This is a genomic window from Stenotrophomonas maltophilia (assembly GCF_002799245.1).
Taxonomy (GTDB): domain Bacteria; phylum Pseudomonadota; class Gammaproteobacteria; order Xanthomonadales; family Xanthomonadaceae; genus Stenotrophomonas; species Stenotrophomonas maltophilia_S.
This window is the reverse complement of record NZ_NEQV01000006.1, coordinates 41,885-64,638: the sequence shown is the minus strand read 5'-3', so window position 1 is coordinate 64,638 and position 22,754 is coordinate 41,885. Positions and strand designations below refer to the sequence as shown.

Annotated in this window: 19 protein-coding genes; 8 read left to right on the top strand and 11 right to left on the bottom strand. The window is 68.2% G+C overall.

The window, feature by feature from the left end:
• Nucleotides 1-7: 7 nt before the first annotated feature.
• The 4 genes from B9Y64_RS17480 to bioB form a co-directional block, all read right to left on the bottom strand.
• Nucleotides 8-787, bottom strand: a complete 780-nt coding sequence (locus B9Y64_RS17480; RefSeq protein WP_100441808.1) for an SDR family oxidoreductase — start codon at nucleotides 785-787, stop codon at nucleotides 8-10.
• Between the two features lie 29 nt (nucleotides 788-816).
• Nucleotides 817-1,596, bottom strand: coding sequence for a pimeloyl-ACP methyl ester esterase BioH (gene bioH / locus B9Y64_RS17475; protein ID WP_100441807.1), 780 nt, complete (start codon nucleotides 1,594-1,596; stop codon nucleotides 817-819).
• 18 nt (nucleotides 1,597-1,614) lie between these two features.
• Nucleotides 1,615-2,838, bottom strand: a complete 1,224-nt coding sequence (gene bioF, locus B9Y64_RS17470; RefSeq protein WP_100441806.1) for an 8-amino-7-oxononanoate synthase — start codon at nucleotides 2,836-2,838, stop codon at nucleotides 1,615-1,617.
• 67 nt (nucleotides 2,839-2,905) lie between these two features.
• The gene (gene bioB / locus B9Y64_RS17465) at nucleotides 2,906-3,949 is read right to left on the bottom strand and encodes a biotin synthase BioB (RefSeq protein WP_100441805.1); all 1,044 of its coding nucleotides are present in this window, start codon (nucleotides 3,947-3,949) and stop codon (nucleotides 2,906-2,908) included.
• 202 nt (nucleotides 3,950-4,151) lie between these two features.
• Between bioB and B9Y64_RS17460 the strand changes: the two genes are divergently transcribed.
• Entirely contained in the window at nucleotides 4,152-5,492 is a 1,341-nt protein-coding gene (locus B9Y64_RS17460) for a chloride channel protein (protein ID WP_100441804.1), read from the top strand.
• 26 nt (nucleotides 5,493-5,518) lie between these two features.
• Here the strand turns inward: B9Y64_RS17460 and B9Y64_RS17455 are convergent, their stop codons facing one another.
• Entirely contained in the window at nucleotides 5,519-5,929 is a 411-nt protein-coding gene (locus B9Y64_RS17455; protein WP_100441803.1) for a hypothetical protein, read from the bottom strand.
• A 642-nt stretch (nucleotides 5,930-6,571) separates the two neighbouring features.
• On the opposite strand from B9Y64_RS17455, the gene B9Y64_RS17450 reads away from it, so the two are divergent.
• From B9Y64_RS17450 to B9Y64_RS17425, 6 genes are all read left to right on the top strand, one after another.
• A complete protein-coding gene (locus B9Y64_RS17450) occupies nucleotides 6,572-7,459 on the top strand; it encodes a hypothetical protein (RefSeq protein ID WP_100441802.1) in 888 nt (295 codons plus the stop codon).
• Nucleotides 7,460-7,473: 14 nt separating this feature from the next.
• The gene (locus B9Y64_RS17445; protein ID WP_100441801.1) at nucleotides 7,474-8,319 is read left to right on the top strand and encodes a hypothetical protein; all 846 of its coding nucleotides are present in this window, start codon (nucleotides 7,474-7,476) and stop codon (nucleotides 8,317-8,319) included.
• On the top strand, nucleotides 8,316-9,635 hold the full coding sequence (locus B9Y64_RS17440) for an XVIPCD domain-containing protein (protein ID WP_100441800.1): 1,320 nt from the start codon (nucleotides 8,316-8,318) through the stop codon (nucleotides 9,633-9,635). Before B9Y64_RS17445 ends, B9Y64_RS17440 begins: the two co-directional genes overlap by 4 nt.
• A 143-nt stretch (nucleotides 9,636-9,778) precedes the next feature.
• Nucleotides 9,779-10,450 (top strand): ComF family protein, encoded by a 672-nt coding sequence (locus tag B9Y64_RS17435; protein WP_100441799.1) that lies wholly within the window; start codon nucleotides 9,779-9,781, stop codon nucleotides 10,448-10,450.
• Between the two features lie 58 nt (nucleotides 10,451-10,508).
• Nucleotides 10,509-11,060, top strand: coding sequence for an HdeD family acid-resistance protein (locus B9Y64_RS17430; protein WP_100441798.1), 552 nt, complete (start codon nucleotides 10,509-10,511; stop codon nucleotides 11,058-11,060).
• Nucleotides 11,057-11,527: a SecDF P1 head subdomain-containing protein gene (locus tag B9Y64_RS17425; protein ID WP_100441797.1), complete on the top strand. Its 471-nt coding sequence runs from the start codon at nucleotides 11,057-11,059 to the stop codon at nucleotides 11,525-11,527. The genes B9Y64_RS17430 and B9Y64_RS17425 overlap by 4 nt, the downstream gene beginning before the upstream one ends.
• Nucleotides 11,528-11,662: 135 nt before the next feature.
• On the opposite strand, the gene B9Y64_RS17420 is transcribed toward B9Y64_RS17425, so the two are convergent.
• The 6 genes from B9Y64_RS17420 to B9Y64_RS17395 form a co-directional block, all read right to left on the bottom strand.
• Nucleotides 11,663-13,441 carry an MFS transporter gene (locus B9Y64_RS17420; RefSeq protein ID WP_100441796.1) on the bottom strand — a complete coding sequence of 593 codons (1,779 nt, stop codon included), beginning with the start codon at nucleotides 13,439-13,441 and terminating at the stop codon, nucleotides 11,663-11,665.
• A 163-nt stretch (nucleotides 13,442-13,604) separates the two neighbouring features.
• Complete coding sequence (locus B9Y64_RS17415) at nucleotides 13,605-14,720, bottom strand: N-acetylglucosamine-6-phosphate deacetylase (protein WP_100441795.1); 1,116 nt, start codon at nucleotides 14,718-14,720, stop codon at nucleotides 13,605-13,607.
• The gene (locus tag B9Y64_RS17410) at nucleotides 14,717-15,493 is read right to left on the bottom strand and encodes a DeoR family transcriptional regulator (RefSeq protein ID WP_100441949.1); all 777 of its coding nucleotides are present in this window, start codon (nucleotides 15,491-15,493) and stop codon (nucleotides 14,717-14,719) included. The genes B9Y64_RS17415 and B9Y64_RS17410 overlap by 4 nt, the downstream gene beginning before the upstream one ends.
• Nucleotides 15,494-15,526: 33 nt before the next feature.
• Nucleotides 15,527-16,861 carry a D-tagatose-bisphosphate aldolase, class II, non-catalytic subunit gene (locus tag B9Y64_RS17405; RefSeq protein WP_100441794.1) on the bottom strand — a complete coding sequence of 445 codons (1,335 nt, stop codon included), beginning with the start codon at nucleotides 16,859-16,861 and terminating at the stop codon, nucleotides 15,527-15,529.
• 16 nt (nucleotides 16,862-16,877) lie between these two features.
• Nucleotides 16,878-17,816 (bottom strand): ROK family protein, encoded by a 939-nt coding sequence (locus B9Y64_RS17400; protein ID WP_100441793.1) that lies wholly within the window; start codon nucleotides 17,814-17,816, stop codon nucleotides 16,878-16,880.
• Nucleotides 17,809-18,963, bottom strand: coding sequence for an SIS domain-containing protein (locus B9Y64_RS17395; RefSeq protein WP_100441792.1), 1,155 nt, complete (start codon nucleotides 18,961-18,963; stop codon nucleotides 17,809-17,811). Before B9Y64_RS17395 ends, B9Y64_RS17400 begins: the two co-directional genes overlap by 8 nt.
• Nucleotides 18,964-19,285: 322 nt before the next feature.
• On the opposite strand from B9Y64_RS17395, the gene B9Y64_RS17390 reads away from it, so the two are divergent.
• Entirely contained in the window at nucleotides 19,286-22,645 is a 3,360-nt protein-coding gene (locus tag B9Y64_RS17390; RefSeq protein ID WP_100441791.1) for a TIM-barrel domain-containing protein, read from the top strand.
• Nucleotides 22,646-22,754 lie beyond the last annotated feature (109 nt).

Here is a 22,754-nt window from a genome sequence, read left to right as displayed (position 1 = left end):
AAGTCTCTTAGAACGTACCGGGGTAGGCGCCGCCGTCGATCAGCAGGTTCTGCCCGGTGAGGTAACCGGCCTGTGCGCTGCACAGGAAGGCGCAGGCGGCGCCGAATTCGTCCGGCGTGCCGAAGCGGCCGGCGGGAATCTGCTGGCGGCGGCGCTCGGCCACCTCGCCGGCATCGCCGTCCTTGCCCGCACTGTGGGCGAAGTTGGCGCGCAGGCGGTCGGTGTCGAACTGGCCGGGCAGCAGGTTGTTGATCGTGACGTTGTGCGCCACCGTGCGCCGCGACAGCCCGGCGACGAAGCCGGTCAGCCCGCTGCGCGCGCCATTGGACAGCGCCAGGATGTCGATCGGGGCTTTTACCGCCGAAGAGGTGATGTTGACGATGCGGCCGAAACCGCGCGCGATCATCGCGTCCACCGTGGCACGGATCAGCGCGATGGGCGCCAGCATGTTGGCGTCCAGCGCGGCGATCCAGTCGTCGCGCTCGAAGTTGCGGAAATCACCGGGCGGCGGGCCACCGGCGTTGTTGACCAGGATGTCCACCTGCGGGCACGCGGCGAGCGCGGCGGAGCGACCGGATTCGGTGGTGACGTCGGCGGCGACGGCGCGCACTTCAGCAGCGCCGGGCAGGGCGCGCAGTTCTTCAGCGGCGGCCTGCAGGGCGGCTTCGCCACGGGCCACGATCACCACGTTGACGCCCTCGCGCACCAGCGCACGCGCGCAGCCCAGGCCCAGGCCCTTGCTTGCGCCGCAGACCAGTGCCCAGCGGCCGTTGATACCCAGATCCATGCGTCAATCCTGCGGAATTCGGAGGGGGCTCATTGTCCGCCATCGGCCGGTGACAGGCCGGCAACGAAGTGTTGCAGGGCGGTGGCCACCTCGTCGGCATGGCCCAGGAACGGCGCGTGGCCGCCGTGGACGATGGTCAGCGCCTGCGCATCCGGGGCCAGTGCCGCGGCGGCCTGCATCGCCGCGGGAGACACCAGCCGGTCACGCTGGCCGGCGATCCACAGGCTGGGCTTGGTCAGCGTCGGCAGTGCCCCGCGCAGGTCGGTGGTTTCCAGCAGGCGCAGGCCTTCCAGCAGGGCGCGCTCGGTGGGCGCACCACGCTCGACCAGGCGCTGGCGCAGCGTGCGCAGCTCCTCACGGGCGTGTGCCGACCCCATCACGTCCAGCGCCAGGAAACGCTCCAGGGTGCCGCCGAAGTCAGTGGCCAGCTCACGCCCGAACTGCTCGAACACCGCTGGCTCCACCGCATGCGGCCAGTCCTCGCCACGCATGAAGCGCGGCGTGGCTGCGATCATCGCCAGCCCGCGCACCTTCGGCAGCGTCGCCGCTGCGTGCAGCGCAAACAGGCCGCCCAGCGACCAGCCGCACCACACCGCTGGCGGCGTGGCCGCGGCAATGGCGCTGACCACGAACGGCAGGCGCAGCGGCGTGGTGTCCTCGCGGCTGTGGCCATGGCCGGGCAGGTCCACCAGGTGCAGGGTGAACCGATCGGCCAGGCGCTGCACCAACGGCGCGAACACACCGCCCTGCAGGGCCCAGCCATGGATCAGTACCAGGTCCGGCCCCTGGCCGGTGACGTCGATATGCATGGGAAAGCGACAGCAGGCTCAGGCAAAGACCGGCAACGGCGGTGGCGCGGTGTCACGCACCGCCAGGTCCACGCGATCGCGCGCGCTGGCGATGGCTTCCACCAGGCCGCGCACCTGCTCGGGGGTGTGCAACGCGGACAAGGTGACCCGCAGGCGTGCCTTGCCTTCGGGCACCGTGGGCGGACGAATCGCGCCGACCAGCCAACCGGCCTGTTCCAGTGCCCTGGACAGCGCCACGGCGCGGTGATCGTCGCCACACAGCAGCGGCTGGATCGGCGTTTCCGAGGCCATCAGGTCCAGGCCATGGCGGCGCGCTTCGCTGCGGAACAGCGCGATCAGGTCGGTCAGTTTCGAACGGCGCCAGTTGTCGCGGCGTGCCAGGCGCACCGCTTCCAGTGCAGCGGCGGCCAGCGGCGGCGCCATTGCAGTGGTGTAGATGTACGGGCGCGCGGTTTCGGCCAGGTGCTCGACCAGATCGTCGCGGCCCAGCACCAGTGCGCCGGAACCGCCCAGTGCCTTGCCCAGCGTGACCAGCTGCAGCGGCACATCGTCCACGCCCAGCCCGGCGGCGGCCACGGCGCCACGGCCATCACCGACCACGCCCACGCCGTGCGCATCGTCCACATAGAACAGCGCCCGCTGCAGGCGCGCCACCAGCGACAGCGCGCGCAGCGGCGCGATATCGCCATCCATGCTGAAGACACCGTCGGTGGCCAGCATCGCTGCGCCATCGGGCGCATGTTTCAGCTGGCGCATCGCACCTTCGGCATCAAGGTGCGGATAGCGGCGCAGGCGTGCACCGGCCAGCCGCGTCGCGTCGAGCAGGCTGGCGTGGTTGAGCTTGTCCTGCACGCATACGTCGTTCTCTTCGCTCAGCAGTGCCTGCTGCACGGCCAGGTTGGCGGCAAAGCCACTACCGAACAGCAGCGCCCGCGGGTAGCCCAGCCACTCCGCCACTTCGCGCTCCAGCGCGTCATGCAGGGCGTGGTGGCCACAGACCAGGTGCGAGGCTCCCGCGCCGGTGCCTTCGCGTGCGGCGGCATCCTGCAGCGCGTTGACCACGCTGAACTGCTGGGCCAGGCCCAGGTAATCATTGCTGCAGAAGCCGGTCAGCCACTGGCCGTCCACCTCCAGGCGGACACCGTCGCGACGGCTGACCGTGCGCCGCGTGCGGCGACGGCCTTGGGCATCGCGCAGGGCGCGTTGGGCGTGGAGGCGGGCGGTCAGGTCGGGGCGGGCCATGGCGGCTGAATGCGGCGACGGGGCGGCTAGGGTAGCGCGTTGCCGCGGCGCCTGCTTGCGGCCCGTCTCAGGCCGCGTGAGCGCAGCCACAGGCGGGCGCATCGGCGCCGATATCAGCGTGCACGGTGCCGCCGTGGTCGTGGCCCTCGGCATCGACCTGCACCGCCATCGGCTGCAGCCCCAGGCGAGCGAACAGGGCCAGGTCGCGTTCGCTTTCCGGGTTGCCGGTGGTCAGCAGCTTGTCGCCGTAGAAGATCGAATTGGCACCGGCCAGGAAGCACAGCGCCTGCAGCTCGTCACTCATCGCTTCGCGCCCGGCCGATAGCCGCACCATCGAGCGTGGCATGGCGATGCGCGCCACCGCGATCATGCGCACGAACTCGAACGGGTCCAGTTCGGCACTGCCATGCAGCGGTGTACCCGCTACCTGCACCAGCTTGTTGATCGGCACCGAATCAGGGTGTGCCGGCAGCGTGGCTAGCGCCAGCAGCAGGCCAACGCGCTGCGCGCGCGTCTCGCCCATGCCGACGATGCCGCCGCAGCAGGTCTTCAGGCCGGCATCGCGCACGTGCTCCAGCGTGTCCAGGCGGTCCTGGTACTGGCGGGTGTGGATGATCGAATCGTAGTAGTCCGGCGCGGTATCGAGGTTGTGGTTGTAGTAGTCCAGGCCCGCATCCTTCAGCGCACGCGCCTGCTCGCCACTGAGCATGCCCAGCGTGGCGCAGGTCTCCAGGCCCAGCGCCTTCACCCCGGCGATCATTGCCGCCACCTTCGGGATGTCGCGGTCCTTCGGTGATCGCCACGCCGCACCCATGCAGAAACGCGACGCACCGGCGGCCTTGGCCTGGCGTGCCTTGGCCAGCACCGCATCGGTGTCCATCAGCTTCTGCGCGTTCACGCCGGTGCTGTAGCGCTGCGCCTGCGGGCAGTACGCGCAGTCTTCCGGGCAGCCGCCGGTCTTCACCGACAGCAGGGTGGAGACCTGCACCTGCGACGGGTCGAAATGCTCGCGGTGCACCGCCGCGGCGCGGAACAGCAGCTCGGGGAACGGCAGATCGAACAGCGCCTGCAGTTCGTCGTGTTGCCAGTCGTGGCGGATGGCAGCAGCCATGGCGGGACCTTGGGTACGAATGGAGCGAGGGCGGCAGTGTGGGTGGGTGCGAGGGGTCTGTCAACCACAAAGTGTCATCATGGGTTTACAGTGGTTGAGGCCATCGAACCCGCTGCATGCGCTGTCTTTCACCGCATCCTGCAAGGCCTGCAGCCACAGTGGCCGCTGTCGAACGGATGCGCTGGCGCGCACACTCTGCCGCATGACCGATCTCCATCGCCTCCGCGGCCGCATCACCGCGCTGGTTCTCAGCGAAGCCTGGCGCCGCCGCGCCGCGCTCTGGGGCGGCGCCGTGGCGGTGGCGCTGGTGGCCATCCTGTTCGCCAAGGCCAGCGACGCGGCGTTCCATCTGTTCCAGCGCATCACCGCGCATTCGCCGTGGTGGGCGCTGCTGCTCACGCCGGGCATCTTCGCGCTGCTGGCCTGGTTGACCAGCGGCGTGCTGAAACCCACGCGGGGCAGTGGCATTCCGCAGGTCATCGCTGCCTTGGACAAGCCGGATGAGCCGTTCCGGACCACCAATCTTTCGCCCGCCGTCTCGGCCGGCAAGTTGTTGCTGACGTCGTTGTCGCTGCTCGGCGGCGCGTCGGTGGGGCGCGAGGGCCCGACGGTGCATGTCGGTGCCAGCCTGATGTACCTGTTCGGCCGCTGGTTCGGCTTCAAGGACCCTCGCGAGCTCTCGCACTTCCTGCTGGCCGGTGGTGCGGCGGGTATCGCGGCGGCGTTCAACACGCCGCTGGCCGGCATCGTGTTCGCCATCGAAGAACTCAGTGGCCGCTTCGAGCATCGCTTCTCCGGCACCTTGCTGACCGCTGTGATCGTGGGCGGCGTGGTGTCGCTGGGCCTGCTCGGCAACTACACCTACTTCGGCCATGTGAGCGCACGCCTGCCGTTGGGCCAGGGCTGGCTGGCAATCCTGCTGTGCGGCGTAGTGGCCGGGTTGCTGGGAGGCCTGTTCGCCCGCGCGGTACTGGCCAGTGCGGCGGGTCGGCCGCGTTGGCTGGGTCAACTGCGGCAGCGGCATCCGGTGCTGCTGGCTGCGGGATGCGGCCTGGTGGTCGTGGGGCTGGCAATGGTGTTCGGCGAAGGCGCGTTCGGTACCGGCTATGAGCAGGCACGCAGCCTGGTGCAGGGGCAGGCGCTGGTCGGCCACGAGTTCGGGTTGATGAAGCTGCTGGCCAACCTCGCATCGTACGTGGCCGGCATTCCCGGCGGCCTGTTCTCGCCGGCGCTGGCGGTCGGTGCGGGACTGGGCCATAACCTGGCGGTGCTGATGCCGGGCGTGGACCCACGCGCGTTCGTGCTGCTGGGCATGTGCGCCTACCTGACCGGTGTCACCCAGGCACCGCTGACGTCGGCGGTGATCTCGCTGGAGCTGACCGACAGCGGCGACCTGCTGCTGCCGATCCTGGCCACGGTGCTGATCGCGCGCGGCGTGTCCGGGCTGGTATGCCGCGTGCCGATCTATCGTGGTCTGGCGGAGCTGCTGGTCGGGCATACAGCCGCAGAACCCGGCCCCGCGCAGCGCACGCCCGGCAGCTGACGCCTGCGCGTCGCGTGCCGGCAACCTCAGCCGGGGCGCAGCTGCGCCTCCACATGCTCGGACAGCCCGCGGCAGGCCAGCAGCAGGCCATCGACCACATTGTCGCCGAGCTGCTGGTCCGGCCCGCCGCCCTGGCGGGTGCGTTCCACCGCGTGCAGGCATTCCAGCAGCAGGGTCAGCCCGCTGGCCGCGCGGTCGGCGCGGGCCAGGGCCATGCGGCGGCCGGGCGGCAGTTCGGTTTCCGGCCAGGGCTGGCCATTGGCAGCGTCCACGGCGCGGATGCGCCGCAGTTCGGCGAGGAAGCTGAGAGCCGGTGGCGTGGGCTCTTCGCCCGCGACGGAAAGCGCTTCTTCGATGCGGATGGCGAGCGCCTCGGGAAGCGTGGCGCAGGCATCGCCCAGGGTGGCGTGCAGGAAGGGATAGGCAGGTGTGGTCATGGCGGCATCCTTGACGGGGAATACAACGCCACCAGCGCGGAGCACGAAGGTGGCGGACGGTGCGGGTTGCAATACCGGATCAACAAGACGTAAAAGCCGGCGGGCCGTGGCCCCCACGCACCGTCCACCGTGGATCGGGGACGGATTGCCAACCGACGTCGCGAGAGAGTCGACGCCGATTGGCAAGCGTAAAACGTCAAGTTGAAGTTCGGGATTGCAAGCCCGGCCACCTGATGCAGGTGGCGATCCATCATCGCGGCGGAAAGCCACGCAGTTCCAATTGATTGTTCTGCGGATTGCAGTACGAGCGGTTGAAAAAATCACTTATCGCATCTGACACGGTACTGCACCGCAGGGTGCTGATCGCGGCACTCTGCGCAGATCTGGTGCCGGACCTGTGCAGAGGATCGTGCAGGCCAACGGCGGGTGCGAGCCTCAAGGGCGCGCCGTCGGCCGATGACGGAAATGGCGTTCGCGGTGGCGAGTGGAGCCCGCCGGCTGGACATCGTTGAAGGTGGCGTCAGCCTTATGCGGCGCGTGGTTCCGTCGTTCGGGTGCCATCGCGTGCTTGTCGCATCCGGCGGAAGCGGTGCGTTGCTCGCGCGCGCTCGCCTATGATCGGGCCATGTATCGATGCCAGGGATGTCCATGATGCTGTCGTTGCGAGCGGCCCTGCTGGCGCTGCTGCTGCCACTGACAGGGTGCGCGCAGGACGCGCCGGTGCCGCTGACCCAGTCCAACGAAGAGGGTTGCACCTGGCTGCGCAGCCTCGGCCCGCAGGACCCGTATGCCGACCCGGTGCCGATCAAGCAGGCCTGCGTGGGACCGTACCTGCTGGAGTTCCCGCAGAACTACTTCGACGAGCAGATGGGGGCGGATTTCCAGGGCAACTTCGACCTTGCGCTGGAGTACCCGTCGCTGCAGCCCTTCAGACCGGGTGAGCGAGCGAGGCGCGATGTGGATATGGCCATGCGTACGGTAAAGATTGGGTACTCCTATCCATGGAAGCCGGTGCGGGAGGTAATGCGCAGTTTCTACACTCCGCGGGGGTCGCAGAAGGGCAATCCGGGTGCCTCGCTGGAGGAGCGTGTTATGGGAGCGCCAGTCTTTGGGCTCACACCGTACTACGCTGATTTGCCGCGGATTCGTGCCTATGAGCGCTCTCTGGGAGGACGGACCGGTGAACGTGATCAGAAGACGACAGCCGAACACCTGCCGGTCGTACGGCCCTTTCTGGATATGGACTGGTATGTCACCCGGGATGAGCGGGGCGAGATTGATCGATTGATCAAGTGCACCACGCGGGAGATGCACGGCACAGGTATAGAGATTCGTGATGGCAGGATCTTCAAGCGCAAGGATGAGCAGACCCCCTATTGCGACCACATGTTCATGGTTCCTGCAATGAACGCTTGGGGCGATATCAGCTACCCACGCTTCATGTTGGACCGCTGGCAGGACATGGAAGAGCGCGCGCGCGAGCTGCTGGCGCAGGGTTTGAAGAAAGATTTCGGTGAGGTGAGCAAATGAGTAGGCAATGGCGCATGTATCTGCTGGCGCTGCTGCTGCCCCTGGCGGGGTGCGCGCAGGACGCGCCGGTGCCGCTGACCCAGTCCAACGAAGAGGGTTGCACCTGGCTGCGCAGCCTCGGCCCGCAGGACCCGTATGCCGACCCGGTGCCGATCAAGCAGGCCTGTGTGGGACCGTACCTGCTGGAGTTCCCGCAGAACTACTTCGACGAGCAGATGGGGGCGGATTTCCAGGGCAGCTTCCGTCTGGCACTGGAGTATCCCTCTCTGCAGCCCTTCAAGGCGGGTGAGCGGGCGAGGCGGGATGTGGATATGGCGATGCGTACGGTCAAGATTGGGTACTCCTATCCGCGGAAGCCGGTACGGGAGGCGATGCGCAGCGTCTACACCCCGTGGGAGTCGCAGAAGGACAATCCAGCCGAATCCCTGGAGGGGCGGACCGAGGGAGAGCCTGTGTTTGGCCTCACGCCCTACTACGCAGATATGTCGCGCATCCACGCTTACCAGCGGAGCAAGGGACAGAACGAGACTGCCCCGGTCATGCGGGCCACCTGGCATGTGGACTGGTACGTGACCCGCGACGCAGCTGGTGAGGTCGAGCGCCTGATCAAGTGTGATTCTCGCGCGATGCCGGGAACTGGCGTTGAGATGCACGACGGAAAGATAGTCAAGCGCAAGGATGAGCAGACTCCCCTGTGCAACCACAGGTTCATGGTGCCGGAGATGAATATCTGGGGCGCCATCCGCTACCCACGCTTCATGCTGGACCGTTGGCAGGACATGGAAGAACGTGCGCGCGAGCTGCTGGCGCAGGGTTTGAAGAAAGATTTCGGTGAGGCAGGTAGAGAGGAGGGGAAATGAGCGGGTTGTCGCAGAAGGATCTGGATGTTCTGAGGTTCTATCAGGACAAGGGGAATCGGGAGCTCTACTTCAACTATCTGGCGCAGAAGGAGGGCAACGACGGCTACGGTCTGCTTGCATTGGGTGTTGTGCGCAATGATAACGTTCCCGGTGCAGTGGCCAACAGCTTCGCCGCAAATCAGGCGCGCCAGGATGGCGTACGTCTTGGATCACGTGATTGGCAGGCGGTGGGCATCGACTTGATCAGGAATGACTTTGCTCTGCGCGAAGAATACGTTCGAAATGGGCAGCCAGATGTAGCCCTGAACCTCCGCGAGGTGGATATACGAGATTCGCATGACCCCATCTTTGAGAATCGCGGAATCAGCGCCGACGCCTGGACTCCGCGCCAGCTGCTGGAGGCCGCCCGCCGCAAGGGGGGCAGTGAAGAGGCCGAGAAGATCTGGTCGATGATGCTGGACAACCGCTGGATGGGTGTGGCGCGCGGCATGGGCACGCTGGCGGCCGTCGCCGAGCGCTACGAGGACGCCGAATTCAGGGCTGCACCGTATGTGGCGGCAATGGCCCAGGCGCGCGCCGGCGTCGGCGTCGTCGATCCACACGCCCATCAGGACCCTGACAGGATCGTAATGGATGGCAAGGAGTACACCTTCCATCGCGAGGCGGACGTCTGGCGCGGCCCTGCCCGGATTGAATCGCGGATTTCGATCAAGCTGGAAGTCAGTGATCCGGCAATCATCCAGACCCTGAACGAAGAGCGTGAAGTCCGCCTGGAGCGCGAGCAGCTGCGCATGCAGTTCCATCCCGATGATCCCCATCGTGATCGGCCACTGATGCCCAGTCCACGCCTGTTCTCCGCTGAGGACATCGAGCCGGGCAGGCCGCAGCGCCTGGCGAGCGACCCGACGTCGGCCGACCATCCGCGCCATGCGCTGTACCAGCAGTGCGCCACCGGGGTGCGTGCCGTCGATGCCAGCCTGGGACGGGCCTGGGATGCGCACAGTGCCTGCATGGCGGCCAGCCTGACCACCCTGGCTGCCCGCCATGGGCTGGAGCGGGTCGACCATGTAGTGCTGAGCCAGGCAACGCCGCAGCTGGCGGCAGGTGCCAACGTGTTCGTAGTGCAGGGCGCGTTGGCCGACCCGACGCAGCTGCGCGCGCACATGCCCACGCAGGAGGCAATAGCGCAGGCGCCGGAGCGGTCTTTCCAACAACTGCAGGACATCGATCTGCAACGTTCGCAGCAGCTGTCCCAGCAGCGCGAACAGGACGAGCAGCTGCAGCAGGCACGCAGCAGCCCGCTGATGCACGCATGAACGCACGCCTGCCCCCGCGTGTGCCAGGCGATGCCTGACGCATTGTGAGGAGGTGATCCGGTACGCCCAGGGGGCGACACCTGATCCTGCGTGCGCTCACTTCCGGAAATACTGGAGCCGGTCCTCCCGCTGGAAACCTCGCCGTGCATCTTTCCCTGCAGGCCCTGCTTCGCCTGCTGCTGCCACTGCGCTGCCTGGTCTGCGGTGATCCCGGCCACGACGATCTTGATCTCTGCCGGGCCTGTTACGCCGATCTGCCCTGGCCGGGCCGCAGTTGCCTGCGCTGCGCGCTGCCGCTGCCCGACACTGCGCTGGTGGTCTGCGGCAGCTGCCGCGAGGAAGCACCGCCGCAGGCGGCCACCCATGCCAGCCTGCTGTACCTGCCGCCGGTTGACCAGCTGCTGGTGCGCTACAAGTTCCATCAGGACCTGGCAGCCGGTCGCCTGCTGGTGCAGCTGATGCAGCGGGCAGCGCCGCCGTGGTCGTGCCTGCCGCTGGTACCGGTGCCATTGCACCGCCGGCGCCTGCGCCAGCGCGGCTACAACCAGGCCGCCGAGCTGTGCCGGTTGCTGCCGATGCCGGTCTGGCACGGGCTGTACCGGCGGCGGCACACCGCACCGCAGTCCGAACGCACGGCCGAACAGCGCAGGGAGAACCTGTTCGATGCGTTCGATGTACGTGGGCCGGTGCCCACGCGCCTGACCGTGGTCGATGATGTGATGACCACCGGCAGCACGGTGATGGAGATTGCCGAGACCCTGCGCGGGGCCGGAGCGGGAGAGGTGCGGGTGTGGGTCTGTGCGCGGGTGCCGTGATCGCCCCCTTCATCGCCAAGGGCTAGGATGAGGCCGTTTCCGGACCGAAGGAGTCGCCATGAATTCCCCCTTGTCTCCCCTGCTGTCGGCGGTTGCACGCAGCTGGTGGATCCTGCTGCTGTACGGGCTGGTCGCGTTGGGTTTCGGCATCGTTGCCGTCGGCTGGCCGCTGTCGGCGGCGATGGCATTGGCGTGGACGCTGGGCGTGGTGGCCATTGTCGAAGGGGTGATCAGCCTGTTCGCGCTGGTGACCGGCGGTAGTGGCGCGCCGCGCGGCTGGCTGGCGCTGTATGCCATCGCCTCGCTGGGCTTCGGCATCCTGGCGGTGATCAATCCGCTGGCCACCGCCAGCGTGCTGGTGCTGTTCCTGGCGGCGTGGCTGCTGGTGGCCGGCATCTATCGCATCGTGTTCGCGATCCGGGTGCGCAAGCAGATCCAGGGCGAGTGGTTGTTGATTCTCAGTGGCGTGCTGGCGGTGGTGCTGGGCCTGCTGTTCGCGGCCAACCCGTATGCGGGCGTGGCGGTCACCACGCTGTGGATCGGCATCGGCAGCCTGCTGTATGGGCTGCTGCAGGTGCTGGTGGCGTTCAAGCTGAGGAAGCTGAAGTGAGGATTGCGCTTCCGCTCCTGCTGGCGGCGGCGCTGGTGCTGGCCGGATGCATGCCGGGTGCCACGCCCGGTGCGCTGGCCGGAAAGGAACATGCCCCCCGCCCCGGTGTGGACGTGCGCCTGAGCGCGGTCGATGCGGCCGGCAAGGGCACACCGGCGCAGTGGCAGGGCCAGACCCTGGCGCTGCGCGAGCCGCCGATTGCCGGCAGTGCCGACATTGCCGATGTGCGCTATGTACTGGACGAGGGCAGGCAACCGGGCCTGCAGATCCGCTATCGGCCGGAAGCCCGCCAGCGCATCCACGACGGCACCGCGGCGCTGGTCGGCCAGCGTGCCGCGATCAGCGTGGATGGCCGCCTGCTGATGGTGGCGACCGTGCAGGGGCCGTTCGGCGAATCGATGATGCTGAGTGGGCTGTCCAGCGTTGCCGAGGCGCAGGCGCTGGCCAGGCACATCACGGGCCAGTGATGCGCGTTTGACCTGCTTCTGCAGACTCGGCTGTCGGTCGACTGCGCGTTGATCCCGCCATGTGACCTCCGCGCTGCGCGCGGAGGTCGACCAAGGTCGACCGCTACCGGCAAGCCGCGCTTCGATGGTCGACCGCTACCGGGCAAACCGCGCTTCGATTTCTTCCAGCGACTTGCCCTTGGTCTCCGGCAGCCAGAAGGCGGCCACCAGGAAGAACACGAAGGTGCACGCTGCCCAGAACACGAACATGCTGGCGTAGCCGTAGTGGCCCACCGTGGGCAGGAAGATGGCGGCGATGGTGGTCGACACGAACTGGTTGATCAGCAGCGCGATGCTCATGCCGTTGGAGCGGATGCGGTTGGGCATCAGCTCTGACAGCGCCAGCCACACGCATACGCCTGGGCCGACCGCAAAGAACGCGACGAATACCAGGATGCAGGCGGCCACCGCCCAGCCATGGGCCGGTGGTGGCACCGGGCCGATGCGGGCCTGTGCGATGCGCAGCGGTGCCTGCGCAGCACTGGCCGGGTCGGCAAACGGGTTCAGATGGAGTTTGCGGAAGAACGCGCCGATCACACTGTCCGGCTGCACGGTGCCGGTGCGCTCGATGCGCAGCTCGCGGTCGGTCAGGTTGTCGCTGCGCAGCGCGCGCACATTGGTGAAGTCACCATAGGCATAGGACACGATCAACTGCAGTGGACGGCCGTCGCTGTCGATGCCGCCGCCCAGGCGCTGCCACTGCGCATCGTCCAGCACCAGCTGCAGGCCGCCACCACTGATGGCTGCCTGCAGTTGCGGCTGCACGTCGGCGCGGCCGCGTTCGGCCTGGAAGAACAGCGTGGCGGCGGCCAGCAGGGCCACGCAGATGCCGCCACTGCCGAGCATCAGCAGGAACTTGCGGCCCTTGCGGTCGACCAGCAGCAAGGCGACCACGGTCATCACCGCGTTGAGCAGCTTGATCGCCACATCGGCGCCGTTGGCGACTGAGCCGGACAGGCCGGCCTGGTTGAGGATGTTCACCGCGTAGGCCAGCACCGAGTTGATGCCGGTGGCCTGGGTGCAGGCCAGCACCACGCAGGCCAGCACGAACGGCACCACGTAGCGGCGGCTGAGCAGCGGGTCACGCTTGCCATCGCTGCTGCTCGATTCCGGCGCCTGGATCTGGGCCAGCGTGGGTTCCACGTCGGCGGCGGGAAGCACGCGCTGGAGGCTGCGGCGGGCTTCATCGATGCGACCACGGCGGACCAGCCAGCGCGGCGATTCGGACAGCCAGAAGATGCCGGCGCAGAACAGCAGGCCCGGCGTCAGGCAGGTCCAGAAGATGGTGCGCCAGGCGTGGTCCTTCACCGTGAACAGTTCCTGCGCCTGCTGCGCGACCGGCAGCGAACGCACGGCTTCGGCGGCGGCATCCACTGCGTGGGCGTGGTACAGGCCGATCAGGGCTGCCAGCACCAGGCCAACGGTCAGCAGCAGCTGGAACATGGCCGCGCCGCGCCCGCGCCGTTCGGGGCTGAGCACTTCGGCCAGGTACAGCGGAATCACCACGCCGATCAGGCCACCGCTGACGCCCTGCAGCAGGCGGCCCAGCAGCAGCGGTGTGTAGCCGGAAGCCAGCGCCATGATCGGAATCGAGGCGGTGAACAGCACGCCGGCCAGCAGCATCGCGCCGCGGCGGCCGATCAGGTCGGCGACCATGCCGGCGAACAGCGAGGACAGCACGCTGCCCAGCAGGACCGCCGCCACGACGAAGCCAAGTTGCTGGCTGCTGAGCTGCCACCCGTGACTGGCCGTTGCCTCCAGGTAGGGCAGGGCACCGGCAATGATGCCGATGTCGATGCCGTACAACAGGCCACCGAGGCCGCCGATGAAGAGCAGGTAGCGTACGGGCCAGCGTGGGGCGGTGCTTGCAGTCATCGGCAGGTTCCCAAGGGGTGGAGTGCTTTCTGTAGAGCCGAGCCATGCTCGGCTGCATTTCGTTCCGATACCCGGGTCCGCCCGTGCCGCGCCTTGCGCGGTGAGCCGAGCATGGCTCGGCTCTACAGGGAGCCCGCACGGCATTCCGGCCGCATCGAGTGGGTCAGTTCAAGTCGACTACGCGGCCGCCGATCACCACCTGCTGCAGGCGAAGTTCGGCATCCAGCACCACCAGGTCGGCACGGGCGTCGGGCGCGATGCGGCCGCGATCGCCCAGGCCCAGGTAATCGGCCGGGAAGGTGGAAACGCGCTGCGAGGCATCGGCCAGCTCCAGGCCGACGCGCACCAGGTTGCGCAGCGCCTGGTCCATGGTCAGCGCGCTGCCGGCCAGCGAACCGGTGGCCAGGCGCACGCAGCCGCCGCACTTGTGCACGCGCTGCTCGCCCAGCGCGTACTCGCCGTCGGGCATGCCGGTGGCGGCAGTGGCGTCGGTTACCGCGTACAGGCGCGGAATCGCGCGCGCGGCCAGGCGGATCACGCCGGGATGGATGTGCTGCAGGTCGGGAATGATCTCGGCGTACTGCGCATGCGCCAGCGCCGCCGCCGCGATGCCCGGGCGATAGTGATCGACGCCGGTCATGCCGTTGAACAGATGGGTGAAGCCGGAGGCACCGGCCTGCAGCGCGGCTACGCCTTCCTCATAGGTGCCGGCGCTGTGGCCGAGCTGGACGCGGATGCCCATCGCCGAAAGCGCGGGAATCAGCGCGGTGTGCCCGCCGATCTCCGGCGCCAGCGTCATCACCCGGATCGGCGCCAGCGCATGCAGGCGCTGCACCAGTGCCAGCGTTGCCTCGATCGTGCGATTGGGCTGTGCGCCCAAGCGCTGCGGGCTGATGAACGGTCCTTCCAGATGCACGCCGGCGATGCTGGCGGCGTCGGCATCGGGGGCGAGCATGGTGGCGGCCACACCCTGCAGCGCGTGCTCGATCTCCTCCAGGCCGGCGGTCATCGTGGTTGCCAGCAGCGTGGTGGTACCGAAGCGCAGATGGGTGCGGGCGATGGTGCGGGCCACGTCGCCGCCCTGCATCAGGTCCACGCCGGCCGCGCCATGCACATGCAGGTCGATGAAGCCGGGCAGGATCACCGGCAGCTGCGGCTCATCGCCGCCGCTGCAGTCGTCCACCTGCAGCTGGCGCACGTGCGAATCGAAGTGGACGCGGCCCCGCCGCCAACCCAGCGGTGTGAGGATGCGGCCATGCAGGGAGCGGGTGTCGGTCATGCGGGCGGCTCGGCGATGATCACTTCAATGCCCACCCGCTGCAGCCCTTCGCGGGTTGCGTCGTCGATGCCGGCGTCGGTGATGATGGCGTGGATCTGGTCCAGGCGGGCGATGCGGTGCAGGCTGACGCGGCCGAATTTGGAGGCGTCGGTCAGCACCACGATGCGGCGCGCGCGCTCGACCATGCGGTGGTTGAGGCGGGCTTCGGCTTCGTCATGGGTGGTCAGGCCAAACTGCAGGTCCAGGCCATCCACGCCCAGGAACAGGGTGTCGAAGCTGTACGAGTTGAGGCTGGCTTCGGCCTGGCTGCCCTGCAGCGACAGCGACTGCTGGCGCAGCAGGCCGCCGGTCAGCAGCACGTTGATGCCCGGTGCGTTGGCCAGCTCCCAGGCAATGTTCAGCCCGTTGGTCATCACCGTGACGTCGCGGTGCGCGCGCAGGTGGCGCGCCAGCGTCATCGTGGTCGAGCCGGAGTCGATGATGATGTTGTCGCCCGGCTGCACCAGGCGTGCGGCACAGCTGCCGATCGATTCCTTCAGCGGCAGGTTCAGCGCGTCCTTCTCGTGGATGTCCTGTTCCTGCGGCGGCGTACGCACCAGGGTGGCACCGCCGTGGGTGCGGTTGGCCAGGCCCTGCGACTCGAAGTGGGTCAGGTCGGCACGGATCGTCACCGCCGACACGCCGAAGCGCTCGACCAGATCGGCGACCTGCACCGAGCCGTGCTCGATCAGCAGCTGCAGGATCTGTTGCCGGCGGGAGCGGGTGTTGCGCATGGCCATTCTCGGTTTCGCGGGGAAAGGTAGAGATTAGCCGTTCGCAAGAACGCTGGCAGCCGAGCTTGCGTTCTGCTTGCGGGTTCCGGCCTGGTTGGCACTGCAGGCACGCGCGTACTCGCCCAGGCACAGGCCGATGCGGTGCTGTACCAGTGCGGTGGGGGTGTTGGCCAGGATGCCTTCGCGCACGGCGCGGTACTGCTCCGGCAGGTACTGGCTGAGCAGCACCAGCGGCGGCGCGTGCTGTTCCAGGTTGGCGAACAGGGTCTGCACCGCCTGCACCAGCGCGGGCTCGCCCCAGTAGTAGCGGCAGCGGTCGCTGAAGGAGTAGCTGCGCAGCAGGCGCAGCGCGGCGTCATCGCCCTGGTAATAGGACTGCCAGTACTTCGGCTGCGCCACCATCACCTCGTCCAGCACCTGCGGCAGGCGCGAGCACTGTGCGGCCGGCAGCAGTTCGGCTTCGATCGCGGCCAGCGCGAACAGCGCCTCGCGGTAGGCGAAGGTGGCGGCCGGGCCGACCTTGAGGATCGCGAAGTGGTCGCGCACCAGCGCGTGCAGGCCGCTCTCGCGCTGGTAGTCGGTGGAATGCGCTTCAAACACGATGCGCGGCTGCTGCTCGAGGAAACCGGCCAGCGTGCTGGCGGCGGCCGCGTCATATTCGTGCACGCTGCTGTGGTCGAAGTCCACGCCCGGCTGCACCACCATCGCGATCACGCGCTGCCAGGCATCGCGCAGCTGCGGCGTATCGAACGCCTGCTGGTGGATGGCCAGGGTCTGCGCGGCGGCGGCCGGCGTGGTCACCTGCAGGCCTTCGGCCAGCGAAGCTTCGCCCCCGGGAATCGGCACTTCGGTACCGATCACGTAGACCGGCGGCGGCAGGCCGTGTTCGGCGGCGGTACGTTCGGCGATCCCGGCCAGCTCGGCCGAGCGCGCGGCGACGATGGCATCGGGCAGCGGCACCGGGTCATCGGCGCAGGACATGCTGCAATCCAGGTGGATCTTGTGGAAACCGGCGGCGACATAGGCCTCGATCAGCACGCGCGCGTGGGTCATCGCTTCGGCGGCCGGGCGCTTCTGCCAGGCATTCGGACCGAGGTGGTCACCGCCCAGGATCAGCCGCTCGCGCGGGAAGCCTTCTTCATCGGCCAGCGTGCCGACGTAGTCGCGGTACTGCGGCGGGGTCATGCCGGTGTAGCCGCCGAACTGGTCGACCTGGTTGGAGGTGGCCTCGATCAGCAGCACGGTGCCATGCGCCAGGGCCACATGCATGGCCGCGCGCAGCACCTGCTCGTTGCTGCAGCAGACGCTGTACAGGCCGACGTTGGCACCGGCACGGTGGGAGGCAAGCAGGGTCTGCAACGGGGACATGGTCAGGCTCCGGACATCAGGAAAACGAAGGTTGGCAGGCGAGCAGGGCGGCACCACGCGCGCCGCCGGCATCGCCGAAACGCGGCGGCACGATCGGCGGTACCTGCACGCCGTTGAACAGATGCGCGGCGATGGCTGCCGGCAGCTGCTGGTACAGCGGTGCGTACTGCGAGAGGCCGCCGCCGAGCACGATCACGTGCGGGTCCAGCGCCAGCACCAGCGCGGCCAGGCTGTGGCCGAGCAGGTCACGGTGGATGTCCAGCGCTTCGCGCGCGCGCGCATCGCCGGCCTCGGCCAGGGCGATCACCGCGCTGGCATCGGCGGCGCTACCGCCCAGGTGGCGTTCGATCATGGCCACGCCGCTGCCGGAGACATAGCGCTCCACGCAGCCCTGCAGGCCGCAGGCGCAATCGATCAGCGGCAGGCCATGGCGCTGCAGCAGGTGGCCGGGCACGCTCCAGTGGCCCCATTCGCCGGCCAGGCCGTTGAAGCCGGACAGCAGCCGCCCCTGCAGGCAGAAGCCGCCGCCGGCACCGGTGCCGAGGATGGCGCCGAACATGCTGGGGTAACCGTCTGCCGCACCGCCGTGTGCTTCAGAGAGGGCAAAGCACTGCAGATCATTGCCGAAGTGCAGCGGGCGCTGCAGGCGTGCCTGCAGGTCCTGCGCCACGCATTGGCCGGTCAGTGCAGGCACGTTCGCGCTGAGCTGGCGGCCGCTGCGGCGGTCACGCACACCGGGCAGGGCGACACCGATGGCCGCATCGCTGCGGCCGAGCGCGGCGTCGGCCTCGGCCACCAGTGCCACCACTGCCCGCAGGAAACCGTCGTAGTCCCCCTGCGGGGTGGCCACGCGGCGGCGCCAGGTGACCTGCATCGCCGCATCGCACGCCACCAGCTCGATCTTGGTGCCGCCGATGTCGATGCCGTAGCAGGCGTGGGCGATCAGCTCAGCCATGGTGGATGGTGACGCCCTTGACGACGCGGTTGACGGTGCCGTCCGGGAACGGGTTGTCCGGGGTCAGGCCCAGCGCGGCCGAGCGCTGCAGCGCGAACAGCTGCGCGAAGCCCAGCCACACCGGTGCCAGCCACGGGTCGTCCAGTGCCGGCACGGTGAGGGTGTATTCGTCGTCGGCACCGATATCCGAATGTGGCCCGATCGCCAGCACCTGGCCAGCCACGCCGTCGCGGCGCAGCTCTTCCAGCAGGTCCTGCTCGTAGCGGCGCGCCAGCGGCTGCACACTGCGCAGCACCACCACCAGGGTGTTGCCATCCAGCGTCGACTTCGGGCCATGGCGGAAACCCAGCGGCGTGTTGGCCAGTGCCAGCACGCGGCCGGCGGTCAGCTCCAGCACCTTCAGCGCGCACTCGCGGGCCAGTGCTTCCAGCGGGCCGCTGCCGAGGTAGATGATGCGGTTGAACGGGCGCTGCGCCAGTGTCGCCACCGGTGCATCCCACTGCGCCTGGCCTTCGCGGGCCAGCGCGGCGATCTGCTTCAGGCGCGCCACGCGCGCATCCCACGGCGAACGATCGAATACGGTCAGTGCCGCCAGCAGCATGCAGGTCAGGCTGCTGGTCATGGCGAAGGCGCGGTCGCAGCTGGCCGACGGCATCAGCAGGGTGCAGGTATCGGCACGGCCGGCGCCACGACGGGCCAGTTCGCCATCGGCATTGCAGGTGATGTCGAGGAAGCGCGCGTCATCCACGTCGCTACGCACGCGGTCCACCGCCGCCACGCTTTCCGGGCTGGAGCCGCTGCGGCCGAACGAGACCAGCAGGGTCGGGCGGTCGCGCTGCAGGTACAGCGCCGGGTGGGTCAGCAGGCTGGTGGTGTGCACCACGCGCACCTCAGCCGGCCACTGCGCGTTGATCGCATCGGCCACCATCTCGGCAATGAAGCCGGAGCTGCCGGCGCCGGTGAACAGCACGCGCTGGTTGGGGTCGTTGAGGCTGTCGCCGAGGAAGGCCTGCAGGCGGTCGCGGGCACGCGACAGGTCCTGCGCGAGGGCCTCCCACAGTGCAGGCTGCTGGGCGATTTCGGTAGCGGTATCAGCTCCGCCAAGGCGCTGCCAGGCGGACACATCGGAAAGCAGGGTGACGTCCATTCAGAGGTTCCAGTTGGGCCAGCGCACCATCTGCGTTTTCTTTCGAAATGTCAAACATCGAAAGTAAAAGGAAAGATAATGAGGCAGTGGCTTTTCCCATCGTGAGGTGCCCGGGAAAACGAAAGGCGCGGTGAAATGCCGTATCGCACAATGCTTAACAGGCACCTGCAAGCGCTTACACAAAGTATTGCGGCGCAACAACTTTCGTTTCAGTGGAATATATCTTCCTTTTTCCTTTCAATTTGTTGACATCTTTCGAATCGCTGCCCTAGAGTCGGCCCAACCGCTTTCGAAACGCCCGGTGAACGGGTTGGGAGTCCGCGTGGAAAACTGCGTTCGTCGCTCGCCGCTGATGCTGGCCCTGTTGCCGGCATTGATGCTGGCGTCCATGCCGGCCCGGGCCGAGCCGGTCGGCAACCTGCGTTCGGTCAGCGCCAGCGCCAGCCGCGACGGCGTGCAGGGCTGGGACCTGCAGACCGACAAGGGCGCACGCATCCGCATCGAACTGCCGGCCACCGACATCATCCGCGTGCAGGCCGGCCGCAATGGCACGCTGACCGGTGCCGGTGACAAGGCCGCACCGATCGTGCTGCCGCAGCCAAAGGCGAGCGTGCAGGCGAAGCTGGAAGAAGACGCACAGGAAATCCGCGTGCGCACCGATGCACTGGTGCTGCATGTGCAGCGCCAGCCGCTGCGGCTGCGCCTGGAACGCCTGGACAACGGCCAGCCCACCGCGCTGTGGCAGGAACTGCAACCGTTGGACCTGGATGCCACACAGAGCGTGCAGGTGCTGTCCTCGCAGGCCGACGAAGGCTATTACGGCGGCGGCCAGCAGAACGGCCGCTACCAGTTCAAGGGTCGTGAGCTGGAAGTGTCCTACTCCGGCGGCTGGGAAGAGGGCGACCGCCCCAGCCCTGCACCGATGCTGCTGAGCAGCCGTGGCTGGGGCATGCTGCGCAACACATGGAGCGATGGCAGCTACGATCTGCGCGAGCCCGACCAGGCCACGCTGCTGCATCGCGAAGACCGCTTCGATGCCTATTACTTCGTGGGCGCCGATCTGCCGAAGCTGATCGAGCGCTACACCCAGCTGACCGGCCGCCCGAACATGGTGGCGCGCTGGGCGCTGTCCTACGGCGATGCCGATTGCTACAACGACGGCGACAACAGCAAGAAGCCCGGCACGGTACCGGAAGGCTGGAGCGATGGCCCCACCGGCACCACCCCCGATGTGATCGACAGCGTGGCCAGGCAGTACCGTGCCCACGACATGCCCGGCGGCTGGATCCTGCCCAACGATGGCTACGGCTGTGGTTACAGGAAGCTGCCCGAAACCGTGCAGGGCCTGGCCAAGTACGGCTTCCGCACCGGCCTGTGGACCGAGAACGGCGTGGACAAGATCGCCTGGGAAGTCGGCAAGGCCGGCAGCCGCGTGCAGAAGCTGGACGTGGCCTGGACCGGCAAGGGCTACCAGTTCGCGATGGACGCCAACCGCCAGGCATTCAACGGCATCCTCGACAATTCCGATTCGCGCCCGTTCCTGTGGACGGTGATGGGCTGGGCCGGCATCCAGCGCTATGCAGTGGCGTGGACCGGCGACCAGAGCAGCAGCTGGGATTACATTCGCTGGCACGTGCCGACCCTGGTGGGTTCGGGCCTGTCCGGCATGGCCTACGCCAGCGGCGACGTCGATGCGATCTTCGGCGGCAGCGCCGAGACCTTCACCCGCGACCTGCAGTGGAAGGCGTTCACGCCGGTGCTGATGGGCATGAGCGGCTGGTCATCGAACGCGCGCAAGCATCCGTGGTGGTACGACGAACCCTACCGCAGCATCAACCGTGATTACCTGAAGTTGAAGATGCGCCTGACCCCGTACATGTACGGGCTGGTGCACGAGGCCGCACAGACCGGCGCGCCGCCGGTGCGTGGCCTGATGTGGGACAACCCGCGCGATCCGCATGCGCAGGATGAAACCTACAAGTACCAGTTCCTGCTGGGCCGCGATCTGCTGGTCGCGCCGGTGTACCGCAGCCAGGCCGCCAGCCGTGGCTGGCGCCGCGACATCCATCTGCCGGCCGGCGGCTGGATCGACTACTGGGATGGCCGCCGCGTGCAGGCCGGCGCCGAGGGCCGCCAGCTCGACCGCCAGGTGGACCTGGCCACATTGCCGGTGTTCGTGCGTGCCGGTGCGATCCTGCCGATGTACCCGTCGATGCTGTTCGACGGTGAGAAGCCCCTTGATGAAGTGACGTTCGACCTGTACCCGCAGGGCGATTCGCAGTACACGCTGTACGAAGACGATGGCAACACGCGCCGCTACCAGCAGGGCGAGTCGAGCACGCAGCAGGTCCGCGTGCAGGCGCCGGTACAGGGCAGTGGCCCGGTGCAGGTGCAGATCGACGCCGTGCAGGGCCAGTACCACGGCCAGCTGGCGCAGCGTCGCTATGGCCTGCGCGTGCTCAGCCGGCAGGCGCCGCGTGCGGTGCAGGCCGGTGGCCGCGCGCTGCCCGCGCTGGCCGATGCCGCCGCCTTCAACAGCGCGCCCGAAGGCTGGTACTTCGATGCCGCCGAACGCCGTGGCACCGTGCATGTGCGCACCGCCCCCCAGGGCATCCGCCAGCCGCTGCAGCTGCAGCTGGACTTCGCGGTGGCCGCCGCGGCCGCCGACGATGCCTATCCGGCCGCGCCGGTGCTGGGCCGCGAACTGCCGGCCGACAGCCTGCTGGTGGTCAACCGCCCGGCCGAAGAGCCCGGCCATGCATTGGAAAATGCCTTCGACGACGATCCGGCCACCTGGTTCCGCAGCGTGCGCAACCAGGCCGTGCGCACTGGCGCGCACGAGTGGGTGATCGGCTTCGGCGAGCGCAGGATGATCGATGGCATCGACATCGCGCCGCGCAACGACAAGAACTGGAAGCACGGCCAGGTACGCGACTACGAGGTGTACCTGGGCGACAGCAACGGTGAGTGGGGCGAGCCGATCGCCCGTGGCCGCCTGCAGCTGAAGGAAGGCGTGCAGCGCATCGACTTCCCGGCCCACGCCGGCCGCCTGCTGCGCTTCCGTGTGCTGAGCGTGCAGAACCCCGAGGGCGACGGCGCCAGCAGCACCGACCCGATGGTCACCGCCGCACAGGGCAGCGCCCGCGCGTTCGACGCGTTGCAGCCGCGCGATGTCGGCCCGATCGCACTGTCCACCTTCCACATCCTCGAACACCAGGAACCGGAGCGACCGGCCCGGCAGCGCTATCTCTCCGAGCTGCCGGTGCCGGCCGCGCTGGCCAGCCAGGTGCGCACCGACCAGTCGTTCCGTGGCGACGCCGGCATGCGCATGAACGGCCTGCAGTTCCGCCGTGGCCTGGGCGTAGGTGCCAACAGCCGCATCGACCTGCGCCTGCAGGGCGGCTGGCACCTGCTGCGTGCCGACCTCGGCATCGACGACGCCTGCCGCAGCGCCGGTGGCCTGCAGTTCCAGGTATGGGGCGACAACCGCCTGCTGTACGACAGCGGCCTGGTGAAGGCGCCCGGCGTGGTCAAGCCGGAGCTGGACATCCGTGGCCTTTCCACCCTGAGCCTGCGCACGCTGGGTGCGCAGGGCAGCCAACCCGCCCAGGTCTGCGCCAACTGGGCCAACGCCGTACTGATCGGCCAGGAGGGCGACTCCGCCAGCATCGTCGCCCCATGACCCCCACGTAACACCGCTCCTCCCCCCGCCCAATCCGACTACGGCCTTCATGGCCGTGGCCCGGGAGCGTTTTGCCCGCCGAACGCCCACGCGCTCACTCAGTTGCGCC